19 protein-coding genes are annotated in these 21,141 nt (G+C 40.3%); 13 read left to right on the plus strand and 6 right to left on the minus strand.

Annotation, left to right across the window (positions count from 1 at the left end; translation table 11 throughout):
* Genes rng through tldD form a run of 4 tightly spaced genes read left to right on the plus strand, consistent with a single transcriptional unit; the run spans position 1 to position 7,593 of the window.
* Positions 1 to 1,473 (plus strand): ribonuclease G, encoded by a 1,473-nt coding sequence (gene rng, locus AC0VZ5_RS01745; RefSeq protein WP_138607161.1) that lies wholly within the window; start codon positions 1 to 3, stop codon positions 1,471 to 1,473.
* Positions 1,473 to 5,321, plus strand: coding sequence for a YhdP family protein (locus AC0VZ5_RS01750; protein WP_475473956.1), 3,849 nt, complete (start codon positions 1,473 to 1,475; stop codon positions 5,319 to 5,321). The genes rng and AC0VZ5_RS01750 overlap by 1 nt, the downstream gene beginning before the upstream one ends.
* Positions 5,318 to 6,157 (plus strand): carbon-nitrogen hydrolase family protein, encoded by an 840-nt coding sequence (locus AC0VZ5_RS01755; RefSeq protein WP_475473958.1) that lies wholly within the window; start codon positions 5,318 to 5,320, stop codon positions 6,155 to 6,157. Before AC0VZ5_RS01750 ends, AC0VZ5_RS01755 begins: the two co-directional genes overlap by 4 nt.
* Positions 6,154 to 7,593, plus strand: a complete 1,440-nt coding sequence (gene tldD, locus AC0VZ5_RS01760; protein ID WP_475473960.1) for a metalloprotease TldD — start codon at positions 6,154 to 6,156, stop codon at positions 7,591 to 7,593. The genes AC0VZ5_RS01755 and tldD overlap by 4 nt, the downstream gene beginning before the upstream one ends.
* Before the next feature lie 79 nt (positions 7,594 to 7,672).
* On the opposite strand, the gene AC0VZ5_RS01765 is transcribed toward tldD, so the two are convergent.
* Entirely contained in the window at positions 7,673 to 8,563 is an 891-nt protein-coding gene (locus AC0VZ5_RS01765; protein WP_475473962.1) for a LysR family transcriptional regulator, read from the minus strand.
* Positions 8,564 to 8,678: 115 nt separating this feature from the next.
* Here AC0VZ5_RS01765 and AC0VZ5_RS01770 point away from each other — a divergent pair, with 115 nt between their 5' ends.
* Genes AC0VZ5_RS01770 through AC0VZ5_RS01785 form a run of 4 tightly spaced genes read left to right on the plus strand, consistent with a single transcriptional unit; the run spans position 8,679 to position 11,070 of the window.
* Positions 8,679 to 9,083 carry a VOC family protein gene (locus tag AC0VZ5_RS01770; RefSeq protein ID WP_475473964.1) on the plus strand — a complete coding sequence of 135 codons (405 nt, stop codon included), beginning with the start codon at positions 8,679 to 8,681 and terminating at the stop codon, positions 9,081 to 9,083.
* Between the two features lie 39 nt (positions 9,084 to 9,122).
* Positions 9,123 to 10,223, plus strand: a complete 1,101-nt coding sequence (locus AC0VZ5_RS01775; protein ID WP_475473966.1) for an alkene reductase — start codon at positions 9,123 to 9,125, stop codon at positions 10,221 to 10,223.
* 33 nt (positions 10,224 to 10,256) lie between these two features.
* Positions 10,257 to 10,796: a YbhB/YbcL family Raf kinase inhibitor-like protein gene (locus AC0VZ5_RS01780; protein WP_138607147.1), complete on the plus strand. Its 540-nt coding sequence runs from the start codon at positions 10,257 to 10,259 to the stop codon at positions 10,794 to 10,796.
* A 19-nt stretch (positions 10,797 to 10,815) separates the two neighbouring features.
* Entirely contained in the window at positions 10,816 to 11,070 is a 255-nt protein-coding gene (locus AC0VZ5_RS01785; protein ID WP_475473968.1) for a hypothetical protein, read from the plus strand.
* Positions 11,071 to 11,119: 49 nt separating this feature from the next.
* On the opposite strand, the gene AC0VZ5_RS01790 is transcribed toward AC0VZ5_RS01785, so the two are convergent.
* The 4 genes from AC0VZ5_RS01790 to AC0VZ5_RS01805 are packed head-to-tail and all read right to left on the minus strand — an operon-like array spanning position 11,120 to position 14,606.
* Positions 11,120 to 11,620, minus strand: coding sequence for a DUF3299 domain-containing protein (locus AC0VZ5_RS01790; protein ID WP_008468279.1), 501 nt, complete (start codon positions 11,618 to 11,620; stop codon positions 11,120 to 11,122).
* 14 nt (positions 11,621 to 11,634) lie between these two features.
* Positions 11,635 to 12,882 carry an ABC transporter permease gene (locus tag AC0VZ5_RS01795; protein WP_475473970.1) on the minus strand — a complete coding sequence of 416 codons (1,248 nt, stop codon included), beginning with the start codon at positions 12,880 to 12,882 and terminating at the stop codon, positions 11,635 to 11,637.
* The gene (locus tag AC0VZ5_RS01800) at positions 12,879 to 13,565 is read right to left on the minus strand and encodes an ABC transporter ATP-binding protein (RefSeq protein WP_475473973.1); all 687 of its coding nucleotides are present in this window, start codon (positions 13,563 to 13,565) and stop codon (positions 12,879 to 12,881) included. Before AC0VZ5_RS01800 ends, AC0VZ5_RS01795 begins: the two co-directional genes overlap by 4 nt.
* Before the next feature lie 6 nt (positions 13,566 to 13,571).
* Positions 13,572 to 14,606 (minus strand): CDP-glycerol glycerophosphotransferase family protein, encoded by a 1,035-nt coding sequence (locus AC0VZ5_RS01805; protein ID WP_475473975.1) that lies wholly within the window; start codon positions 14,604 to 14,606, stop codon positions 13,572 to 13,574.
* 217 nt (positions 14,607 to 14,823) lie between these two features.
* Here AC0VZ5_RS01805 and AC0VZ5_RS01810 point away from each other — a divergent pair, with 217 nt between their 5' ends.
* From AC0VZ5_RS01810 to AC0VZ5_RS01830, 5 genes are all read left to right on the plus strand, one after another.
* Positions 14,824 to 15,927 carry a phosphoribosylaminoimidazolesuccinocarboxamide synthase gene (locus AC0VZ5_RS01810; RefSeq protein ID WP_475473977.1) on the plus strand — a complete coding sequence of 368 codons (1,104 nt, stop codon included), beginning with the start codon at positions 14,824 to 14,826 and terminating at the stop codon, positions 15,925 to 15,927.
* Positions 15,928 to 16,063: 136 nt separating this feature from the next.
* Positions 16,064 to 16,729 carry a methylamine utilization protein gene (locus tag AC0VZ5_RS01815; RefSeq protein WP_475473979.1) on the plus strand — a complete coding sequence of 222 codons (666 nt, stop codon included), beginning with the start codon at positions 16,064 to 16,066 and terminating at the stop codon, positions 16,727 to 16,729.
* On the plus strand, positions 16,719 to 19,034 hold the full coding sequence (locus AC0VZ5_RS01820; protein WP_475473980.1) for a bifunctional diguanylate cyclase/phosphodiesterase: 2,316 nt from the start codon (positions 16,719 to 16,721) through the stop codon (positions 19,032 to 19,034). Before AC0VZ5_RS01815 ends, AC0VZ5_RS01820 begins: the two co-directional genes overlap by 11 nt.
* Before the next feature lie 13 nt (positions 19,035 to 19,047).
* Positions 19,048 to 19,854: a DUF3034 family protein gene (locus AC0VZ5_RS01825; protein WP_475474746.1), complete on the plus strand. Its 807-nt coding sequence runs from the start codon at positions 19,048 to 19,050 to the stop codon at positions 19,852 to 19,854.
* A complete protein-coding gene (locus AC0VZ5_RS01830; protein WP_475473983.1) occupies positions 19,854 to 20,273 on the plus strand; it encodes a group I truncated hemoglobin in 420 nt (139 codons plus the stop codon). Before AC0VZ5_RS01825 ends, AC0VZ5_RS01830 begins: the two co-directional genes overlap by 1 nt.
* Before the next feature lie 41 nt (positions 20,274 to 20,314).
* Here the strand turns inward: AC0VZ5_RS01830 and AC0VZ5_RS01835 are convergent, their stop codons facing one another.
* The gene (locus tag AC0VZ5_RS01835) at positions 20,315 to 21,058 is read right to left on the minus strand and encodes a glycosyltransferase family 25 protein (RefSeq protein ID WP_475473984.1); all 744 of its coding nucleotides are present in this window, start codon (positions 21,056 to 21,058) and stop codon (positions 20,315 to 20,317) included.
* Positions 21,059 to 21,141 lie beyond the last annotated feature (83 nt).

The following is a 21,141-nucleotide window of genomic DNA, read 5'->3' on the forward strand; positions in this document are numbered from 1 at the left end:
ATGAGTACAGAACTACTGATCAATGTCACGCCAAGTGAAAGTCGCGTTGCCCTAATAGAAAACGGTGTATTACAAGAAATTCAGCTAGAGCGTATTGGTAATTTAGGCATAGTAGGCAATATTTACTTAGGTAAAATAAGTCGCGTGCTACCGGGAATGCAAGCTGCTTTTGTTGATATAGGCTTAGAGAAAGCCGCCTTTTTACACGCCTCAGATATCGTCAATAGCGCCTCTATTGTTGAAGGTGTTGACGACGAGCCAATTAAAAAAGTCCAAGATATTCGTGAGCTTGTTCGTCAAGGGCAGTACATTATGGTGCAAGTGGTTAAAGATCCACTGGGCAGTAAAGGTGCTCGCTTAACCACTGATATTACTATACCGTCACGCTATTTAGTATTTATGCCAGATGCGACGCATGTTGGTGTGAGTCAGCGTATAGAAACGGAAGAGGAACGCGCTAGACTTAAAAAAATTGTTGCTGAATATGGCGACGAAAACGGCAGCTTTATTGTTAGAACTGCCGCTGAAGGTGCAAGTGAAGCTGAGCTTCGTCACGATGCTGCGTTTTTAAAAAAACTGTGGGATAAAATAGTTTCTAAACGCCGTAAAACCAGCAAAGCGAGTATTTTGCATGAAGATCTTACGCTAGCTTTTAGAACGTTACGTGATTACGTGGGCGAAGATATGGAGCGCATTCGTGTTGACTCTAAGCTGACCTATCAAGAGCTTAAGCTGTTTACTGAAGAGTTTGTGCCGTTATTATCGCAAGTGCTTGAGTATTATCCGGGTGAGCGCCCCATTTTCGACTTATTTGATGTAGAAAGTGAAATTCAAAAGGCATTGCATCGTAAGGTGACTTTAAAGTCTGGTGGGTACCTGATCATAGATCAAACCGAAGCAATGACCACGGTTGATGTTAATACCGGTGCATTTGTTGGTCACCGTAACCTTGAAGAAACTATTTTTAATACTAATGTTGAAGCAACCTCAGCTATTGCCCGTCAACTAAGGCTGCGTAATTTAGGCGGTATTATTATTATCGACTTTATTGATATGGTCAGCGATGAGCACAAACGCCGAGTAATGCATTCATTAGAATCTGCGCTTTCTAAAGATCGTGCCAAAGCTAATATTAATGGTTTGTCGGCATTGGGACTAGTTGAAATGACCCGCAAGCGAACTCGCGAAAGTTTAGAGCATATACTGTGTGATGTATGTCCTGCATGTTCAGGACGTGGTTCACAAAAAACGGTAGAAACTGTGTGCTATGAAATCCTTCGTGAAATAGTGCGTGTTAATCGCGCTTATGCTGCTGATAAGTTTGTAGTTTATGCATCCCCAGCAGTATGTGAAGCGCTATTAAATGACGAGTATCATAACCTTGCAGAGTTAGAGTTATTTATTGGTAAGCAAGTTAATATTCAAACAGAGAGCTTATACAGCCAAGAGCAGTTTGATGTGGTAATGATGTAATGAAGTTTAAAGCGGCCTGTTTCTTTTGTGTACGCAAATTATGGCAAATAAGTGCTGTAATTTTGGTGCTACTGGCCGTTATTGTTTCTATTTTAAAATACACCTTACCTTACGCAAATGATTATAAAGGCGACATAGAAAATTACCTTGATAGCAAGTTTGATATCAGCTTATCGATAGGCGCTATATCGGCAAGTTGGCAAGGTAATGGCCCAGCCCTAGTGCTCGAAGAATTATCATTTAAAGACAACCAAACCGCCCCTATTTCTTTAACTATTGCGAAAACCAGTTTAGAGCTAAATCTTTGGGAAAGCTTAAAGTCTCTTCAACTTAAGTCGAATTACTTTGTCATTAATGGTTTTCATACCAAGGTTAATGTCGCGAATTTATTTGTCGGCAACCAAGATGATGTGTCATTTGAACAAAAAGAATTAATAGAAGGGCTATTTTTAGGTGAAACCGGTCATTTTGCAATAGAAAACTCCAGTATCAACTTTGTATTAGAAGATAACAAAGAACGCAAGCTGTTATTAGAAAACATTGTATGGCAAAACCAGGATAAACAACATCTTGGTAGTGGCAGTCTAGCATTACCGGGTATTTCGGTGGGGAATTTTGATGCACGCATTGCCCTTAAGGGTGAGACCTTAGAGCAAATGGTGGGTGATTTGTATGTGCAGGCTAATCAGGTTGATGTGTCAAATTGGTTAGCGCAATATATTAATACTCAAAAGCAGCAATTGCATAGCGATTTAAATTTACAAGCTTGGCTTAGATTAGAGCAAGGCCTAGTGAGTGACGTAAAAGTTCAGTGGTTACCGAGCGCGGTAAATTGGCAGCTCAATGAGCAAACACAAAATGTAAGCCTAAGTGAAGGGGGATTTCATTTATACCCTGAGCAAAATAGCTGGCGATTAAAAAGCACAGGCTTAGCATTTAGCACCGGTGAAACCACTTGGCCAAGCCTTGAATTTGAAGCCTTATTGGGTAAGCAAAATAAAGTATGGCTACAGCAACTTGATTTAGCGCTATTGAGTGATTTAGCTGAGTTGACTAATTTTACCGATTTAGCGCCCTTTTTAGCACGCCAACCTAGCGGACAAATAAAGACTGCGTACCTTGAGTTTGCCGATGCAAAGCAATGGCAATTATGGTTTGATGCTGATGAAATTAGCTGGCAAGAAAAAAACGCTGTACCTGCCGCTCAATCTTTAAGAGTTAATGGGCTGGTTAATCAGCAGTATGGTCGCATTGCGATTTTTGGTGAGAACAGCCATTTAATTACAGGCGCTAGCTTTAGTAATAATATTGATTATAACCAATTAAATATTGAGCTAGATTTAGCTAAGCGCTCAGGCGATTGGTACATCAGCAGTGATAACCTTTGGCTTGATAACAATGAGGTGACTTTAAGCGCACAAATGCAGCTGAGTTTGGGTGATACGCCACGCTTAGATTTATATGCTGAAGCGTTTGCACCAGATGCCAGTATTGCTGGTCACTATTTTCCTTTAACATTAATGAGCCCTGACTTGGTTAGTTATTTAAATGGTGCAATAAAAGCAGGCGAAGTATCAAATACTCAGGTGTTATTTTCTGGTCCACTATCAGGCTTTCCATTTGACGATGGTTCAGGGCAGTTTGATGTAATAGCACAAATAGACAATGCCACCTATCAATTCGATCCCGATTGGCCAGCAGTAACTAATGCCAATGTAAAGCTGCATTTTGCTAATGAGCGAATGGACATATATAGTCAGCAAGGCCAACTGGTAAACCTTGACGTTGGCAGTAGTGTCCATGTAAGTATTGATGACTTAATGGGCGATGCGCCGTTGGTAGTTAGTATTGATAAGCAAGCAGAGCTTGAAAAAATGCACGATTTTTTTGCCGCTACGCCTTTAGCAAATCCATTAGCTGATATTTTTAATGTTGTGCAAGGACAGGGTCTTGCAAGTGCAAATATTGAATTGCTAATAGGTTCACAATTTGAGGGGGGAGCCAGTGTCAGTGGTAAGGTTAATTTACTCGACTCACCTCTCTACATTTCTGCGCCTGGTATTTCTCTTGAGCATTTAAAGGGTGAACTTAGCTTTAATAATCAACAAATAAACCTTACAAATGCAACGGCTACATGGCTTGGTATGCCACTAACTATTAACTACAATAGTGACGCAAACGAAGAGGATTATCGCGCTAATATAAATATAAATGCTCAGCTTGATGCACAAACACTCATAAACCATGGTCAAGGCATTTTAGATGGTTACTTAAGTGGGCAAAGTGATGTTGATATTGCTTTGGAGCTTAATTTTACCGAGCAAGGGTTTAACTATCGTGCCCAAGTTGAATCGCCACTTATTGGCTTAAGTAGTTCTTTACCTGGAGCATATACAAAAAACAGTGAGCAAGCTTGGTCACTGAGTGCGGTTATTCAAGGTGATGATATATCTAATTTGATCACCGCAAACGTTGATCAGCTAGTGTATTTTAATGCCATTCTAGACAATACTAAATCACAGTTTAATAACGCCCACTTTATAATTGGCAACAAAGATTTAGGGCTTAACGCGCAAGATTTAGCGGTAAGTATTAACTTAGCGCAAAGTGAGTTATTACCTTGGATTGATTTAATTGATCAAATTATTAATGCAGCTAAAGCGCAGCCAGAGAGTGAATCGCCAGGTATTATGCCGCCTTTGTATGAGGTTGTTGCGAATATTAACTCTTTTAATGTGAGTGGCATGCAGTTTAATGATTTTGATATGCGTTTATCGCCCTTAAATAATAACTTGCAATTAAGGCTCAATGCTAAAGAATTACGAGCAGAAGTGTTCATTCCCAGCGAGCAATCAAGTCAGCCGATTCGAATAAACAGTGACTATTTAAGGCTTAATTTTTTAGAGGCTGAAACAGAGCAACCGAGCGAAAAATCATCTCCTGAACAACTTGCATGGCTTACAAATTTGCCTGCTATTGAGTTTGAGTGTGCCGACTGTAAGATTAGCCATTATCAGCTAGATAAAGTCAGCGCCTCATTGTTAGGCGATGGTAAAAAACTGCTTATTTCTGAGCTAGTGGTGGATAAAGGCGATCATATATTGCGCACTAAAGGGCAATGGCAAAATGGTTTAACGGCAATGAGCGGCGAACTTAAAAGTGATGATATTGGCGCCTTATTTAATGAATTTGATATTACCACCACTATTAAAGACTCAAACGCCAATCTAAATTATCAATTAAATTGGCAAGCGGCACCTTATAACTTAGATATTGCTAGTTTAGACGGTGAAATTAGTTGGGATCTAGGCGAAGGCCACTTAACTGAGGTGAGTGATGGGGGCGCACGGGTATTTTCATTACTAAGCCTTGATTCATTAGTGCGTAAGTTAAAGCTTGATTTTAGAGATGTATTTTCTAAAGGTTTTTTCTATAACAGTATGAAAGGCACGATGCAGATAGATAAAGGCATTGCCTATACCCAAGATACTAAAATGGATGGGGTACCTGCCGATCTCTCTATTAAAGGGTATGCAAATTTAAATACTCTCGAAATTGACTACGACTTAGCAGTAGCACCGCAAGTAACCTCGAGTATTCCGGTGATTGTAGCTTGGATGGTGAATCCCGTAACGGGGCTTGCAGCCTTAGCAATTGATAAAGTGATTCACTCTGCGCGAGTGATCTCAGAGATCAACTTTAAAGTGACGGGCAAAATGAACGATCCTCAGGTACAAGAGTTAGATCGTAAGAGCCGAGAGGTGACTTTACCGCAAGCAGCACAAAATCAGCCGCAAGCATCTTCAGAGTTAAAGCTTAAAGATGCTGAGGTGAGCGCAGCGCAATGAGTAAATCACTTATAAGTACAACACCTGCGATTATTGCATTACAAATGTGCTCAGGCTTAAATCCTGATGATAACATTGCCACCTTAAAGCAAGCCTTAGCTGAATTACCAAGCCGGCGACCTTTGTTAGTATGTTTACCAGAAGCGTTTTTAGTGTTTAGTAAACACGCTGGTGATACGTTGTTAGTGTCTCAGCGTATTGAACAATATAAACAGCAACTTAGTGAATTGTGCCGTAAACACAATATTTGGTTAAATGCTGGCACCATGCCAGAGCCCTATAACCAACATAAATATTACGCTGCCTCACACTTGTTTAATAACCAAGGCGATATTGTTGCAAGTTATAACAAAATACATTTATTTGATGTTGAGGTAGATGACCAGACCGGCAGTTACCGAGAGTCTGACTTTACTCAAGCGGGCGATGAGATTGTGGTTGTTGATTCTCCCTTTGGTAAAATTGGTTTAACAGTATGTTATGATTTGCGCTTTGCTGTTTTATTCAATGCCTTAGCTCGTAAAGGCGCAGAAATTATATTAGTACCCAGTGCGTTTACTGTTCCAACAGGTAAAGCGCATTGGCAGCCGCTACTTGCAGCACGTGCCATAGAAACTCAGTGTTATGTTATTGCTGCAGCGCAATATGGAACACATGAAAACGGTAGACAAACTTATGGCTACAGCCTGATGTTATCGCCTTGGGGTGAAACATTAAGTGAAAAACCAACAGGGCTTGGTTTTATTAGTTGCACCTTAGATTTAAACCAGTTACACAAAATTAGACGAGATATGCCGCTGCAATCTCACCAACGATTTAGAGAGCCATTATTATGAATTCGGTTGAACAGCATTTATTACACGACAGCCAGCTAAATCGAGAAGAACTCGAAAAAACATTAGCTTATATTCACCAGCACAAAGTTGATTATGCCGACCTTTATTTTCAATCGAGTCATCATGAGTCTTGGGTATTAGAAGACGGCCTTGTTAAAGAAGGCTCTTATAACGTTGAACGTGGTGTTGGCGTACGGGCTGTTAGTGGTGAAAAAACCGGTTTTTCGTATTCAGATGCAATCAATCTTGAAGCGTTAAACAAAGCAGCCACGGCTGCACGTAGTATTGCCGATGCCGGTGAAGATAAAGCGGTTAAAGTATTTAGTGATGTGGCTGCAAAACAGCAGTTTTCACCGCATCAACCAATTTCTAGCATGAGCGATACCGATAAAGTTAATTTGTTACGTGAGCTTGAAAATTATATCCGCGAATTAGCCCCTGATGCTGAGCAAGTTATTAGCTCAATGTCTGCGGTATACGAAGAAGTATTAATTGCAGCCAGCGATGGCACTTTTGCTACCGATATTCGCCCACTGATCCGTTTAAACTGCTCTGTATTGCTAGAGAAGAATGGTCGCCGTGAACGTGGCGGTGCTGGTGGCGGCGCACGCCTAGACTATGGTTACTTTAAAGAGCTTGTTGATGGCAAGCCGCGTTGGATGGGCTTTGCAGAAGAAGCCGTTCGTCAAGCTAAGGTAAACTTAGAAGCTATTGATGCCCCAGCCGGTACTATGGAAGTAGTATTAGGTAATGGCTGGCCAGGCGTGTTGTTACACGAAGCAGTCGGTCATGGTCTAGAAGGTGACTTTAACCGTAAAGGCGCATCTGCATTTAGCGGTAAAGTAGGTCAAAAAGTTGCTTCAGAGCTATGTACTGTGGTTGATGATGGTACTATGGCTGATCGTCGTGGTTCACTTAATGTGGATGACGAAGGCACGCCTGCAGCCTATAACGTACTTATCGAAAACGGTATTTTAAAAGGCTATATGCAAGATAAAATGAACGCGCGTTTGATGGGGGTAAACCCAACAGGTAACGCACGTCGTGAGTCATACGCGCATTTACCAATGCCACGTATGACCAACACTTATATGTTAGGTGGCGAGCATAGCCAAGCTGATATTGTCAGCACGGTTAAAAAAGGCGTGTTTGCCCCTAATTTTGGTGGTGGCCAAGTGGATATCACCTCAGGTAAGTTTGTATTTAGTGCCTCAGAGGCCTACTTAATTGAAAATGGCAAAATTACTCAGCCTATTAAAGGGGCAACATTAATTGGTAATGGCCCTGAGGTTATGCAACAAATCTCTATGGTAGGTAATGATTTAGCGCTTGATAAAGGCGTAGGTGTTTGTGGTAAAGACGGTCAAAGTGTACCAGTAGGCGTTGGCCAGCCAAGCCTGAAAATAGATAACCTAACAGTAGGTGGCACGGCTTAATTTTTATAACTGCCAAACGTTATAAATAAAACCTTGGAAGTGCAAACTCTCAAGGTTTTATTTTGTTGGCTGTTTATTGTTAAATTTGCTGCTGAAAAAAATCCATAAATGCGACAACTTGTCGTGGCTGAAATTGCCTTGATGGGTAAAGAAACTGTAAGCCAATCTGTTGTTTATCTTTATTACTAAAACCGAGAATATAGTCATCAAGTAGTGTCACTAAATGACCCTTTGTCAGATCATCGCTAATATCTACCATTGATTTTAGAGCAATCCCGGCACCATCAATTGCCCATTGTCTGATCACCGCACCATCACTGCTACTCATAGCCACAGGGACGCGAATTATTTGATCTTTAAAATGCCAATCATTCATCGATTGACCAAATCGCTCCATTACTAGGCAGCGATGATTTAATAAATCGCTTGGCTGCAAAGGTTGGCCATGTATTTTTAAATATTCAGCTGAAGCACATAACACACGTTGATTGGCCTTGATCATTCGGCTAATCAAATTGCTATCGGGTAAGTTTCCAAAGCGAATAGCAATATCAATACCTTCTTCAACTAGATTAACTAAGCCATCGGTTAAATGCAGGTGTGGTTTTACTTGTGGATTCAGTGCTACAAATTTAGCTATTGCAGGGGCAACAAACTGTTTACCAAAGTCAGAGGGTGCGGTTACTTTGAGACTACCCGAAAGAGTATTTTTACTAAGCTGAATACTTTGCTCTGCGGCATCAATTTCAGCAATCACTCTTAAACAGCCTTGAAAAAAGTGCTCTCCAGCCTCGGTTAATTTAATACTTCGAGTATTACGTATTAAGAGTCGGGTTTGATAGTGATTTTCAAGCTGGTTGATACGTGCCGTCATACTCGCAGGCGATAAACCAATTTTTCGCCCAGCTGCAGCAAGCCCGCCAGAGCGCACTACATGAACAAAAAGCTGCATATCATCAATCTTAGCCATCGTTCCTCACTCTTTATAATTCAGTATTAATGAATAGTGTTTTTGATATTAACTCAATTATCAAATTTAAGTAAATAGTTAAACTGGTTGTACTCATTATCAACAGAAAAAGTTTATGCGTTTAGATCATGTATTAATTTCTAGTTGTGATTACCAGGCGATGCGACGGTTCTTTATTAATTCAGTTGGGCTAAGTGAAGGGTATCGTCCGCCTTTTCCTTTCGAGGGAGCGTGGTTATACGGCAGCGATAACGTTGCTTTGATTCATCTGGTTAATGCCGCTGGTAATAAAGCGCAACAGGGTTACTTATCAGCATTAAACAGCAAAACCCAAGGCCGAAGAGTGGTAGATCACATTGCCATTCGTAGCATAGGTTATCAAGGATTGAAAAGTCGCTTAGCGCAAACAGGTATAAGTTATTTCGAGCGAACCGTGCCAGAGCTCCTAGAGCATCAAGTATTTATATCTGGGCCTGAAGAGATGAAAGTCGAAATGCTATTTAGCAGTGATGAAATTTAATTTAAATCCAGATAAACATTATTTATAAGAGAGTTAGTTATGTCTATAGAATCCTTATTTGAAGCTAAAACCCTCGGTGGCATGGTTACGCAAAATAGAATTGTGATGGCACCTATGACCCGTTCGCGAACTGCGCAACCGGGCGATATTCCTACTGAACTAATGGCCACTTATTATGCGCAGCGTGCTACTGCAGGACTGATTATTTCTGAAGCAACACAAATTTCTGCTCAGGGCAAAGGTTACTCATTTACGCCAGGTATTTACACGCAAGAACAAATCGAAGGTTGGAAGCAAGTAACACAAGCTGTGCATAAAGAAGGCGGTAAAATATTTTTACAACTTTGGCACGTTGGTAGAATGTCGCACTCTTCATTTCATCATGATGGAACGCCAGTTGCCCCATCTGCACTTGCCCCAGATGCACAAGTTTGGGTGGTAGGCGATGATGGAGAAGGACGGATGCTTGACTGCCCAACCCCACGAGCCCTAAGTGTTAAAGAAATTAAAGAAATAGTAAATGATTATAAGCAAGCGGCAATTAACGCGATTGAGGCTGGTTTCGATGGCGTTGAAATACATGGAGGTAACGGGTATTTAATTGATCAGTTTTTAAGACGCTCAGCAAATAAACGCACAGATGAATATGGCGGTAGCCAAGAAAACCGTATTCGTTTTGCCTGTGAAATTATTGGCGCAATTAGTAATGCCATTGGCGCTCATAAAGTGGGTATTAGATTAGCGCCTTTTATCACTCAGCGTGGTATGGGTGATAGTGAAGCAATTGGCACTATTTTATTGGCAGCAAAGCAATTTGAGCAAATTGGTATTGCGTATATTCATCTTGCCGAAGCGGACTGGGACGATGCACCTACCGTAACACCAGAGTTTAGAGTCGCACTTCGTCAGTATTTTAGTGGCGCAATTATTGTTGCAGGTAATTATACCGAGCATTCAGGTGCGCAGCTTATTGAACAAGGTCTTGCTGATTATATTGCATTTGGTCGCCGTTTTATTGCTAACCCAGACTTACCGTATCGTATTCAAGAGCAACTGCCACTAAACACCATTACCGATGGGAGAACATTGTTTGGAGGTACAGCCAAAGGTTATACCGATTACCCAGCGTATCAAAAGTAACTTTCGTTTTAACTGAAAATATAAGGACTGAAAATGGTTAACTTTTCAAACTCAGCAGTTACTTTACTAATCAGCGGGCTGTTTAGTAGCGCCAGTTTTGCGGCTGAATTTAGTTTATCGAGCCCTGACTTACAGCCAGGGCAGGCAATAAAGAGTGAGCAATATTGGAATAGCTTTGGTTGTCAGGGGGGTAATGTTAGACCACAACTTAAATGGCAAAATGCGCCTAAAAAAGCCAAAAGCTTTGCCGTGACAGTGTATGACAATGACGCACCAACTGGCAGTGGTTTTTGGCACTGGGTAGTACATGATATTCCTTTTACTAGTAACTCATTATCTTCAACGACTTTGCCCAAAGGAGCCATTGAAGGTTATACAGATATGGGTAAGCCGGGATACTTTGGACCATGTCCACCAGAAGGACGCAAGCATAGCTATACCTATAAAGTGTATGCATTGGATGTAGAAAAATTAGCTGTTCCACAAGGAGCAACAAGTGCACTTACAGGGTTTTTCTTACATCAGCACTCTTTGCAAACAGCCGAGATCACCGTAACGGCAGGACCGCGTTAATTAGCTTAGGAGATAAAAAATGAAGGCTTTACCTTTACTCACTGTTTTAATAGCACTGTGTAGCAGTAGGCTGTTAAGTGCGGCCCCATTATCTGATGAATCAGGCTATTGGCCTGATGATGCACAATTAGTGATTTCTATTTCAATGCAATTTGAGGCAGCAGCACAAGATAGCTCTGACGAAGATGAAAGCAATAAGAGCACGGTGAAGTCGACTTGTCATCCAGTGAAAACGCAGTCTGAACTTGAACGAGATATAAGAACGGGTGGTTGATAGAACAAAATAAAAACCCACTTTGAAAAGTGGGTTTTTATTTTAAGAATTAAAGCTCAAAGGGAGCAACACCGACAGCTTGCATTTGATAACCCACTTGGGCTATTTCGCCAGACCAAGTTTGCGTTTTAATAACGCCCGTTACAACAATCGCATCATATAAGCTATCGATGGGCACACCGCCTTTAATAGTTACATGAACCAGCTGGTTTGGCGGTGGGGGTGGCACATGAATACAGGCACCAAAGTAAGGGACTAATAAAAACTCGGTAATAAGTTCGCTGTCACCTTCAAGTGGCACAACAAAACCAGGTAAGCTAACAGACTGCCCATCAAGCGCTTTAACAACCGGTGCGTCCAAATCAGGTTGCACCCAGTTTTGCTCACTGCCTTCGTGATTAGCTTGTGCTTGGGTATCTATTTGCACATGCCCTTGTGGGATCAAGTCTTCCCAAAAAATTTCCTTCGGGGGATTTGCAATGCTAGCAAAGCTAATTAGTACTGCACTTAATAGCATTAAAGAGTGTGTAGTTACTTTAAACAACGTCATGATCATCCTAAAGTTTATATTTTTATACTCATACCATCACTAAGAGAATAAAAGTAAGCGCGTGTAGCAGGGATCAAGCCAATAATGAATCCCGCAGCCATAATAACGCCAATCAAAGTGAGTTCATAGTCAGAGAGCATACTGATATTAATGCTCACTCCAGTTTGGCTTTGTAAGTAACCCGCGGTTGTGCCCATAAGCGCATAAAATAGAGTACAGCCTACTAAGCAACCTAAAAAGGTAGTGAGCAGTGATTCTATACTGATCAGTGAAAATAATTGCCAAGGGCGGGCGCCCACAGAACGTAATATTGCCAGTTCTCTGCGGCGTTGATTAAGGTTAGCCAGCAGTGTGGTTAACATGCCGAGCAAGCTAATAATGACCACCACAAATGAAAATAGCAATAGGATCTTTTCTATTATTGCCAGCATTTCCCAAAGCTCTTTTAGTGTGACTGTAGGCATAATCGCTAATAAAGGCTCTGGCTTAAATTGGTTTATGTTACGCCTAATTTGTAGCGTATAAAGCGGTGAGTCGAAGCCCATTAAAAAGGCGGTAATTTGTTTTGGATGGCCAACTAGTGCGTGACTCGAGTGGTCATGATGATCGTCATGATCATGATGGCCGCCACCATGAATCAATTCAATTGCCGCCAGCGGCACATGCAATGTTTTATCAACAGGGGTGCCAGTAGGCTTTAAAATACCAACAACTTTGAAGGGGTTATCGTCATGATGATGAAAGCTAGTATTGCCCATACCATGAGAAATAACGATTTCATCACCAATTTTATAGGCCAGTTTACTTGCAACCTCATTCCCTATAACAACTTCATTGATGCTAGAAAAAGCCTGTCCTTGTGTAAATGCTAAGGGCTGTTTTTTAGCAAATCGATAGTGCTTAAAATAATCAAGTGTGGTGCCTAAAACTGCTTGGCCCTTATGGCTATCACCAAGGCTGATAGGAATGCTCCATTTAACCCCGCGTTGTTTTGTTATGTATTGATAGCTTTGCCAGCTCACCCCATTATTAGTGTGGCCAATTCTAAACACCGAGGAGAGTAGTAATTGAATATCGCCAGTACGTGCGCCAACAATTAAATCGGTACCCGAAATGGTATTACTAAAACTACTTTTAGCATCTATGCGAACGCGCTCAATACTGAGTAATAACATGACGCTAATCGCAATAGTGAGCAATGTCAGTAATACACTGGCACGTCTATTTAGCAAACTTTTATAGGCAAGTTTAAATAAAATCATACATCACCTTGTAAATTTACTAAGTCGATTGTGCGGCTAAAGAGTGGCTTTAATGTTTCATCGTGACTGACAAAAACAAGCGTACTTTTACTTTTTTTTGCTTGTTCAAATAACAACTTAATAAAGCTTTCACGATTTTGCGTATCAAGTGCTGAAGTAGGCTCATCGGCAATGATAAGTTCAGGACTGCCTATAAATGCGCGTGCTGCGGCAACTCGCTGTTGTTGCCCAATACTTAAAGTGGCAACATTTTGATTATGAAAGTGCGGCTCTAACCCTAGTGCGTTGAGAAGTCGGGCAGCTTCTTTGGTTAAACTCTCAATTTGGTTGAGCACGTGTTGCTGACGCTTTTTCGAAAATTGGCACCCTAAACATACATTTTCTAATGGGGTTAAATAAGGTAGTAAATTAAAGTTTTGGAAAATATAGCCAATATGATCCGCTCTAAATGCATCGCGCTGTGCATTGGTGAGCGCACTTAGATTTTGGTTTAAAACACAAAGTTGGCCGCTAGTGGTTACATTAATGCCTGCCAGTAGTGCCAGTAAGGTAGATTTACCACTGCCGCTTGGCCCATGTAAAAAAACATGTTCACCTTCATCGATGGCGAGTTGCTCAATAGTGAGAGTGGGGCTGGCTGCTTTTTTATGCCATTTAAAAGATACATTCTCAAGGTTGATCATAACGTCTTACCAACTCCAATAGTTAAGTCTTTTGCGCATTTTAAATTGTCTAATAAGATTAAGTGGTTTAGCTTTGAGCTTTTCATCACTATGCAACAGTTCATTGGTTGCGCAAAGTACTCGTTGGCTTGACTTGCCATCTGTGTATGGGTGTAATTCTTGGCAAAAAGCTTCAATATTATCCACCAGTTCTTTTGGGTAAGTTAGTGCATAGTCTATTGCGGCTTCAATGTTATTTTTATCTGTAATATCAAGTAAGTGTTTTTCAGGTGCTTTATTACAAAACGTTACAACCGGTTTTCGTTGTACTAAAAACATCAGTAGTATGGATGAAGTATCGCACAGCATTACATCAGCAGATTGTAATAAAGGAATAACATTGTCTGTTTCAACAAAGGTTAGATTATCATTACTTAACGCTTGGTATTTATTAACCCACTCTTGCGGCATTTTCGGATGAAACTGAACTAATAGTCGCCATTTACCGCTTTCACTAAAGTGTTTTATTTGTTCATAAAGTTTAGGTGCAAGAGATAAGCGTTTTGAAAATGTAGAGCAGATCAATACCGTTGGGCGAGAGTCTGTTTCATCGATATGGCTAGGCTTTGAGTTACCGTTAAAGAATTGATCTAGGGGAGGCCAACCTGTTTCTACTACCTTAAAATAGCCCAGTTTTTTTTGTAACGCCGTAAACGGAGCCGTCGTATTTGGGCCTTGCGTACAATATAAATCAAAACATCCCCGAACTTTAAAGTGATCGTTTTGGCCTTTTTTGTTTAGCTTTCCTGCATCAAAGCCGTGAAAAACAGCTACTTTCTTTCCTGGGAAAAATGTAGGGATAGAGTTCGCTGGTGCAAAGGTTGCGTCAGGCGCCCATTGGTTTATCTCATGAATAGAATTTAGTGTTTTTTCATCACTTTTCAAAAAGTCAGGGTTAACATTATCACCCTCTAAGAACCATTTAACTTCCCCTCCTTGAGCTAATATTTCTGCTTGCAATGGCCTTAAAATAGCATAGGAATAATTTTGAGAAATATACATTAGATATTTCTTATTCTTAGTGGCAGTTAAATAGTTCAAGCTAGCTCCTTAGGGCAAGTAATCATGCAAGTTTACCCCAATGCGTCAGCTAGATAAATATTCTGAGATGATTTGTTTTTAGCCTAAGATTGAGCTTTGTGGTTGCCTAGATTATTATAGAGCGCCTAACCCCAATTCCATACTTTGCTCTTTGAGCATGCCAAACCCCGGAGATAGCATGACTAGCTATAAAGTTTTAGACGTAAACGATGACTTACCCATTCGTACTAAAGGTAAAGTACACAGTGGCAAAGTGCGTTCAGTTTATTGGTTAACTGATGCAGATAGCAAACGCTTAATAAATGAAAAAGGCTATAACGTTCCTGCCGATACTGAATTAGCCATTATGGTTATTTCAGACAGAATTTCTGCTTTTGATTGCATATGGCAAGGTGAAAATGGCCTAAATGGCGTTCCTGGTAAAGGGATTGCATTAAACTCAGTGGCTGCTCATTGGTTTAACATGTTTAATGAAGCCGGTTTGGCGGGTAATCATATTGTTGATATTCCTCATCCATACGTATGGATTGTTCGTAAAGCCAGTACAGTTAAAGTTGAAGCAATTGCTCGTCAATATATTACCGGCAGTATGTGGCGCGACTACGCCAAAGGCGAAAGACACTTTTGTGGTTTGCAACTTCCAGAAGGCTTAAAAGCGAATCAAAAGCTTGAGCAAGTACTTATAACTCCTTCTACTAAAGGTATTATAGAAGGGGTTGCTGATATTCCTGCCGTTGATGATGTAAACATCACTCGTGAAAATATTACAAACAACTTAGATGTCTTTAATTTTAAATCGACTGACGATGTCACCAAATACGAAAAATTATTGGTAGAAGGATTCGAGTTAATCAGTAGTGAGTTAGCTAAGCTAGGGCAAATTTTCGTCGATACTAAATTTGAATTTGGTTATGTAGAAGATTTAAATGGTGTGCAGCAACTTATTTATATTGATGAAGTAGGGACACCAGATTCATCGCGTATTTGGGATGAAGCATCTTATAAGAATGGCAAAATTGTTGAAAATTCAAAGGAAGGTTTTCGTCAGCTGTTAATTAATAACGTACCAGAGAGTGATGTGTTATTAAATAAAGACCGTATGGCTGAGCGTGAGCAGCTAGCAAAAGATTATATTTTACCTGAGTCAGTAATGCTTGAAGTGTCTGACACTTATGTGGGTATTGCTAGCAAAATTGTCGGTAAAGAGATCGTTATACCCAATGATCCGCGCCAAGAAGTGATTGCAATTTTAGATACTGACTACGGTTTAATTAATCACTAACGAGCAAATTAATCTTAATGATAAAGCTTGTTTCAACTAGTGAAAAAGTATTTATTTTTAGTAACTGAGCTATAATTCTTGCAATTAGTGCTCGTCTCTAATTAACTTAACCTATGGCGAATATTTAGGTGTGATTATGTTAGAGCGAGCAATGCAAGTTATTGCAAAACGTCGTTATTTATTAGTACTGGGTTCATTGTTTAGTGTGTCGGCCTTTGGCAATACCATTAATTTGGTTATTAAAGATCAGCATGACCAAGTATTGCCTAATGCTGTCGTAGAAATAAATCATTTACCTTCCTCAAAAACTACGGGCAATTTACCCACGGCGGTAATGGATCAAGTTGATAAACAGTTTTCACCACAGCTACTTATTGTGCATCAAGGTCAGTACGTTAACTTTCCAAATAGCGATAATATTCGCCACCATGTATATTCTTTTTCAAAAGCAAAGCCCTTTCAATTAAAGCTCTATTCTGGTCAGCCAGAAGAACCCATTAAGTTTGATAATCAAGGTGTTGTTGTTCTAGGCTGCAATATCCACGATTCTATGGTGGGCTATATTTATGTCGCTAATAGTAATCATGTGTATACCAGCAACGAGCAAGGCCAAATAAAGCTACAAGTCGACTCTTTTCCTGTGCAAGCCAGTATCTGGCATTCGCTGCAAACAGCGACTTTGGATAATAAAAAAATGTTTGATATAAAATCAACCAGCCCGGTATCAATCACTATAAATACGTCTACGCCTGCACCACGTAACACCTTTGGCAGTCAATTTAGGGAAGGTAATGGGCAATAATTTACGTAGCCGTATAACAACGTTATGCGTTGGCTTGGTGTTACTTACAACTTTACTCAGCTTAGTGAGTTTTTGGTGGTCTACGAGTAAGTTTCAGGCAGAAAAAGTACAGCAAAATATAACGGTTGCGCAAAGCGTTTATAAGCAATATTTAAAATCAAAAGAGAGCTTGCTATTAACTGCTGCAAAGGTGTTAACCGCTGATTTTGGTTTTAAGCAGGCAGTTGCTACTCGCGATGCAGCCACCATTAGTAGTGTATTATACAATCATAGCCAACGGATCAATGCCGATTTAATGCTGTTGCTCGATTTATCGGGGCGGTTAGTGTCTGCTAATGTGAATGCACAAAATTTTGCAGATAACCTACAGCCCTTGATGGATGAATTATTAAATAATTCTGAACAATCGAGCTTTGTAGTGTTAAATAATCAGCTCTATCAAGTAATATTATTGCCAGTTAAAACCCCCAGAACCATCGCTTACAGTTTAGTCGGGTTCAAAATCACATCGGCTGTGACTACTGAGCTGAAAAGCTTAACCGGTATGGAGGTTAGCTTTGTTGCGCAATTAGATAGTTTTGCAGCAAGCTCGTTTGCACCTCAACCTGAAAAATTTCAACCTATAGAGTACTTTGAAAATAAAACTACAGCTCGTTTTTTTGCTGAATATTTGGCCTATGAAAATCAACAAATAGGTTTACCATCTTTGCAATCACACCCGGTCACCTTACTACTAAGTGCTGATTTAACCTCAAGTTATCGAGATATTGAGCAGCTATTACTAACGCTAGTTACATTGGCCGTATTAACCATGTTATTTGGTGTGATCACCAGTAGTTTGCTGGCCAATAACTTAACCACCGGGCTTACACAGTTAGCGGTTATTGCAAGGCAATTTGCCAAAGGCGACTACCGTTTTAAATTTGAAGGTAAAAAACAAAGTAGCGAAGTAGAAACGCTAGTTAGTGCGTTTAATAACATGGGTAATGATATTAATAAGCGTGAGCAGCAAATCAGTTTTCAAGCACATCACGATACCTTAACAGGGTTTTATAACCGTTCAGCTATGTTAGATTTATTGGCAAAGCAGCTCACTAAAGATAGATGCTACACGCTTGTTGCTATTGATATAAAAGGCTTAAGACACATAAACGACAAGCTTGGTCCGCAAGTAGGAGATGAGTGTTTAATTGCGGTGGCAAACCGTATTCGTCAATTCTCTGATGAGCTTGGTGGATTTCATGCACGAATTGGCGGCGATGAGTTTCTAACGGTTTACCCCAGTGTGGAGGCTGACCAAGTAAAATGTGCTGTAGCCGATTTGATTGAGCAATTACAGGCACCTTATCAGATTAAAAGCTTAAAAATAAGTTTGCGTTTTAACGCTGGGATTGTGCAGTACCCTGGACAAGGCGTTAAAGCGGACGATTTAATGCGGCGTGTACTCATTGCTGTTGATGCGGCTACAACAAGCCAACAAAGCTTACATTACTACCAAGATGGTGAAGATGAGGCGCACTTAGACCGTTTAATCATGCTTGATGAGCTCAAACAAGCGATTGATGATGATAACGGGCAACTGTTTATGACTTATCAGCCTAAGTTGAATATTAAAAGTCAGAAAATTGATAAGGTTGAGTCACTTATTCGTTGGCAACGTGATGATGGGAGCTGGGTTTCGCCTGAAGTGTTCATTGATTTAGCTGAGCAGTCAGGATTAATTGTGGAACTAACTGCCTGGGTTGTCGATACAGTTATTGCGCAAATAGCCGATTGGTATAAAAAAGGGATTCACTTACAGGCAGCCATTAATGTGTCAGCCCAAGATATTGCGCATGCGGGGTTTCATAATTTGTTGGTCGCGACCTTAAAGAAATATCATGTAAGCCCAAGTTCTGTCACTATTGAGTTGACGGAGCGCGATATGATCGAAAATGAAGCTCAAGGTATCAAAGCGTTAGAGAACTTAAAAACTATCGGTGTTAAAATATCACTAGACGATTACGGTGTCGGGCAAACATCATTGGGGCGATTAAAAATGTTACCTATTGATGAGCTTAAGCTAGATAAATGCTTTATTTTAACTTTGCATGAGTCACAAAAAGATCAATACATAGTGCGCTCGTCAATTACACTTGGGCACCAACTTGGGTTTTCAGTGGTGGCCGAGGGCGTAGAAACGGCAGCGTCTTTATCATTGCTTCACGAAATGCAATGCGATCATGCACAAGGTTACTACTTGAGTCGTCCTTTAAAAGCACAACAACTAGAACAATGGTTAGAGGAATATCAGGGTGTACATTAAATTTTTACTGAGCATGACACTCTTACTTTGCAGTACGCTAACTGTAGCTGCAACGGGAAAGCTATTAGCAACACCGGGCGTGTCTCAAGTTGAAGGCAGTGCAGGAGGAGGGTTAGTTCCTTGGGCGCAGCTAGCAGGTTATGCTAGTGAGGACGAATGGGCTGTTAATGGCTTTTGTAGTCGTGCTGATGTAACAGATTACCGCCTAGATGCCTGTGGTGTGCAGCTTAACCTATTTAATCGTGTTGAACTGAGTTATGCAGTGCAGCAGTTTGATGTGCCTGCGCTCAATACAGAAATAGAGCAGTCAATTTCTGGGGCAAAAATTCGTTTATATGGTGATATAGTATACAGTAAGTGGCCCCAGCTAAGCATGGGTGTACAGCATAAATCACTGGATGATGGCACAGTTGCAAAGTTGGTTGGCGCAAAAAATACCAGTGGTACAGATGTGTACCTAGCAGCCAGTAAATTACATTTGGGCGCACTTGCTGGATACAACTGGTTTTGGAATGTGACCACCCGTTACAGTAAAGCCAATCAGTTAGGGCTTTTAGGATATGGAGGGGCTAATGAAGGTAGCCATATTTTACTAGAAGCAAGTAGTGCGGTGTTTGTAAGTCGTGAACTTGCTATTGGCATTGAGTATCGACAAAAAGCCAATAACCTAGGGTTAGGCGAACAAGATTGGCGCGATTTATTTATAGCGTGGATGCCTAATAAACATGTCAGTGTAACGGCGGCCTATTTAGACTTAGGGCGGATTGCTGGTGTTGATAAACAAACCGGCTGGTATTTATCGGTTACGGGGTATTGGTAATGAAACTGAGTGTATTTATTTTTTGTTGTTTAAGCTTACTTTCAGGATGTACAACACAACCTAACACTTCTCTGTATCACCAACTTGGCGAGCGAGCTGGGCTTGAAAAGTTAACTGACAGTTTTATTGCCCAAATAGGCAATGATAAACAAGTGTTTCATTACTTTGAACACAGTAATATTAGCCATTTTCGACAAGGGTTTATTAGTCATTTATGTTCGCTGGTTGAGGGTCCTTGTGAATACAAAGGCGACTCGATGGTTGCGATTCATACAGGTATGAATATAAATGAAAAAGACTTCAATCACGTTGTCGATTTATTAATAAATGCAATGAGCGAGCAAAATATCCCACATACAGTGCAAAATGAAATTTTAGCTAAAATGGCGCCATTGCGTGGCGAAATTATTAAGATTTAATTTTTATAATCAAATGCATACATGTAAAAATATACTGGGTATTACTCACTTGTAATTTTGGCAAGATCCGCAGTTTTATATCGTCTTTGCATATGAATACTCGATCTATGAATTAAATTTCTGATAAATGTACTGCGGTTGGAATGAGAGCCTGCATTAGCGCTTGTTATTTCACTAATAAAGCTTCGATCTTCGGCAACAGGATAGGGTTTTATGCCTATCATATTTAGGCCTACTTCAGTGTGAAACTGCATATCGACATCCACCGGTCTAAAAAATGGTTTTCTTTGCAGTAGCTTTTTAGCGCCGCTTAGTGAAATGATGTAGCCTTGAGTGCCATTAGGTGCCTTTTTATAGTTGCCAACTGTTAGGCTGTTTTCTAATAACGTACTGTCAATAAATGGAAAGTTTCGATTATCAGATAGCTTGATTAAATCCCAGTTTTTTAATTTAAGCGCCGCATCAACAACATCTTTAAGTGAAGCTTCAATGAAAAGGTCATCCTCCAATACAACACAATAAGCGATATTTTCATCGACCATTTTTTGCCAAAGGCGCATATGGCTTACATAGCAACCAATTTCACCTGCAGATAGGTTGCGATTGTAGCGTTTTTTATTTTTTTTCGGGCAATACCACTTGAGGATTTCTTGTTCACTAAGGTTTTTGCCAATGGTCGCTTCAAAACGTTCAGCATTTAAGTGCAGGCTGGTTAGTCGCTTTAGGGTTGTTTCCCAGCGGTCTTCGCAGCCTTGCATATTGATAATGTAAAAAGGGATTGGCATAATTTCACTTTATTTAGAAATATCAAAGCGGTTATTTTAGCATTATTATAATTTGTAACCAGTCTAAATTCTGTTTATAAACA

The sequence above is a fragment of the Pseudoalteromonas sp. QJM3NY_12 genome, from assembly GCF_056173165.1.

Coding starts and splice junctions, on each gene's coding strand:
- rng (WP_138607161.1), top strand. CDS start 1: ATGAGTACAGAACTACTGATCAATGTCACGCCAAGTGAAAGTCGCGTT.
- AC0VZ5_RS01750 (WP_475473956.1), top strand. CDS start 1,473: ATGAAGTTTAAAGCGGCCTGTTTCTTTTGTGTACGCAAATTATGGCAA.
- AC0VZ5_RS01755 (WP_475473958.1), top strand. CDS start 5,318: ATGAGTAAATCACTTATAAGTACAACACCTGCGATTATTGCATTACAA.
- tldD (WP_475473960.1), top strand. CDS start 6,154: ATGAATTCGGTTGAACAGCATTTATTACACGACAGCCAGCTAAATCGA.
- AC0VZ5_RS01765 (WP_475473962.1), bottom strand. CDS start 8,563: ATGGCTAAGATTGATGATATGCAGCTTTTTGTTCATGTAGTGCGCTCT.
- AC0VZ5_RS01770 (WP_475473964.1), top strand. CDS start 8,679: ATGCGTTTAGATCATGTATTAATTTCTAGTTGTGATTACCAGGCGATG.
- AC0VZ5_RS01775 (WP_475473966.1), top strand. CDS start 9,123: ATGTCTATAGAATCCTTATTTGAAGCTAAAACCCTCGGTGGCATGGTT.
- AC0VZ5_RS01780 (WP_138607147.1), top strand. CDS start 10,257: ATGGTTAACTTTTCAAACTCAGCAGTTACTTTACTAATCAGCGGGCTG.
- AC0VZ5_RS01785 (WP_475473968.1), top strand. CDS start 10,816: ATGAAGGCTTTACCTTTACTCACTGTTTTAATAGCACTGTGTAGCAGT.
- AC0VZ5_RS01790 (WP_008468279.1), bottom strand. CDS start 11,620: ATGACGTTGTTTAAAGTAACTACACACTCTTTAATGCTATTAAGTGCA.
- AC0VZ5_RS01795 (WP_475473970.1), bottom strand. CDS start 12,882: ATGATTTTATTTAAACTTGCCTATAAAAGTTTGCTAAATAGACGTGCC.
- AC0VZ5_RS01800 (WP_475473973.1), bottom strand. CDS start 13,565: ATGATCAACCTTGAGAATGTATCTTTTAAATGGCATAAAAAAGCAGCC.
- AC0VZ5_RS01805 (WP_475473975.1), bottom strand. CDS start 14,606: ATGTATATTTCTCAAAATTATTCCTATGCTATTTTAAGGCCATTGCAA.
- AC0VZ5_RS01810 (WP_475473977.1), top strand. CDS start 14,824: ATGACTAGCTATAAAGTTTTAGACGTAAACGATGACTTACCCATTCGT.
- AC0VZ5_RS01815 (WP_475473979.1), top strand. CDS start 16,064: ATGTTAGAGCGAGCAATGCAAGTTATTGCAAAACGTCGTTATTTATTA.
- AC0VZ5_RS01820 (WP_475473980.1), top strand. CDS start 16,719: ATGGGCAATAATTTACGTAGCCGTATAACAACGTTATGCGTTGGCTTG.
- AC0VZ5_RS01825 (WP_475474746.1), top strand. CDS start 19,048: ATGACACTCTTACTTTGCAGTACGCTAACTGTAGCTGCAACGGGAAAG.
- AC0VZ5_RS01830 (WP_475473983.1), top strand. CDS start 19,854: ATGAAACTGAGTGTATTTATTTTTTGTTGTTTAAGCTTACTTTCAGGA.
- AC0VZ5_RS01835 (WP_475473984.1), bottom strand. CDS start 21,058: ATGCCAATCCCTTTTTACATTATCAATATGCAAGGCTGCGAAGACCGC.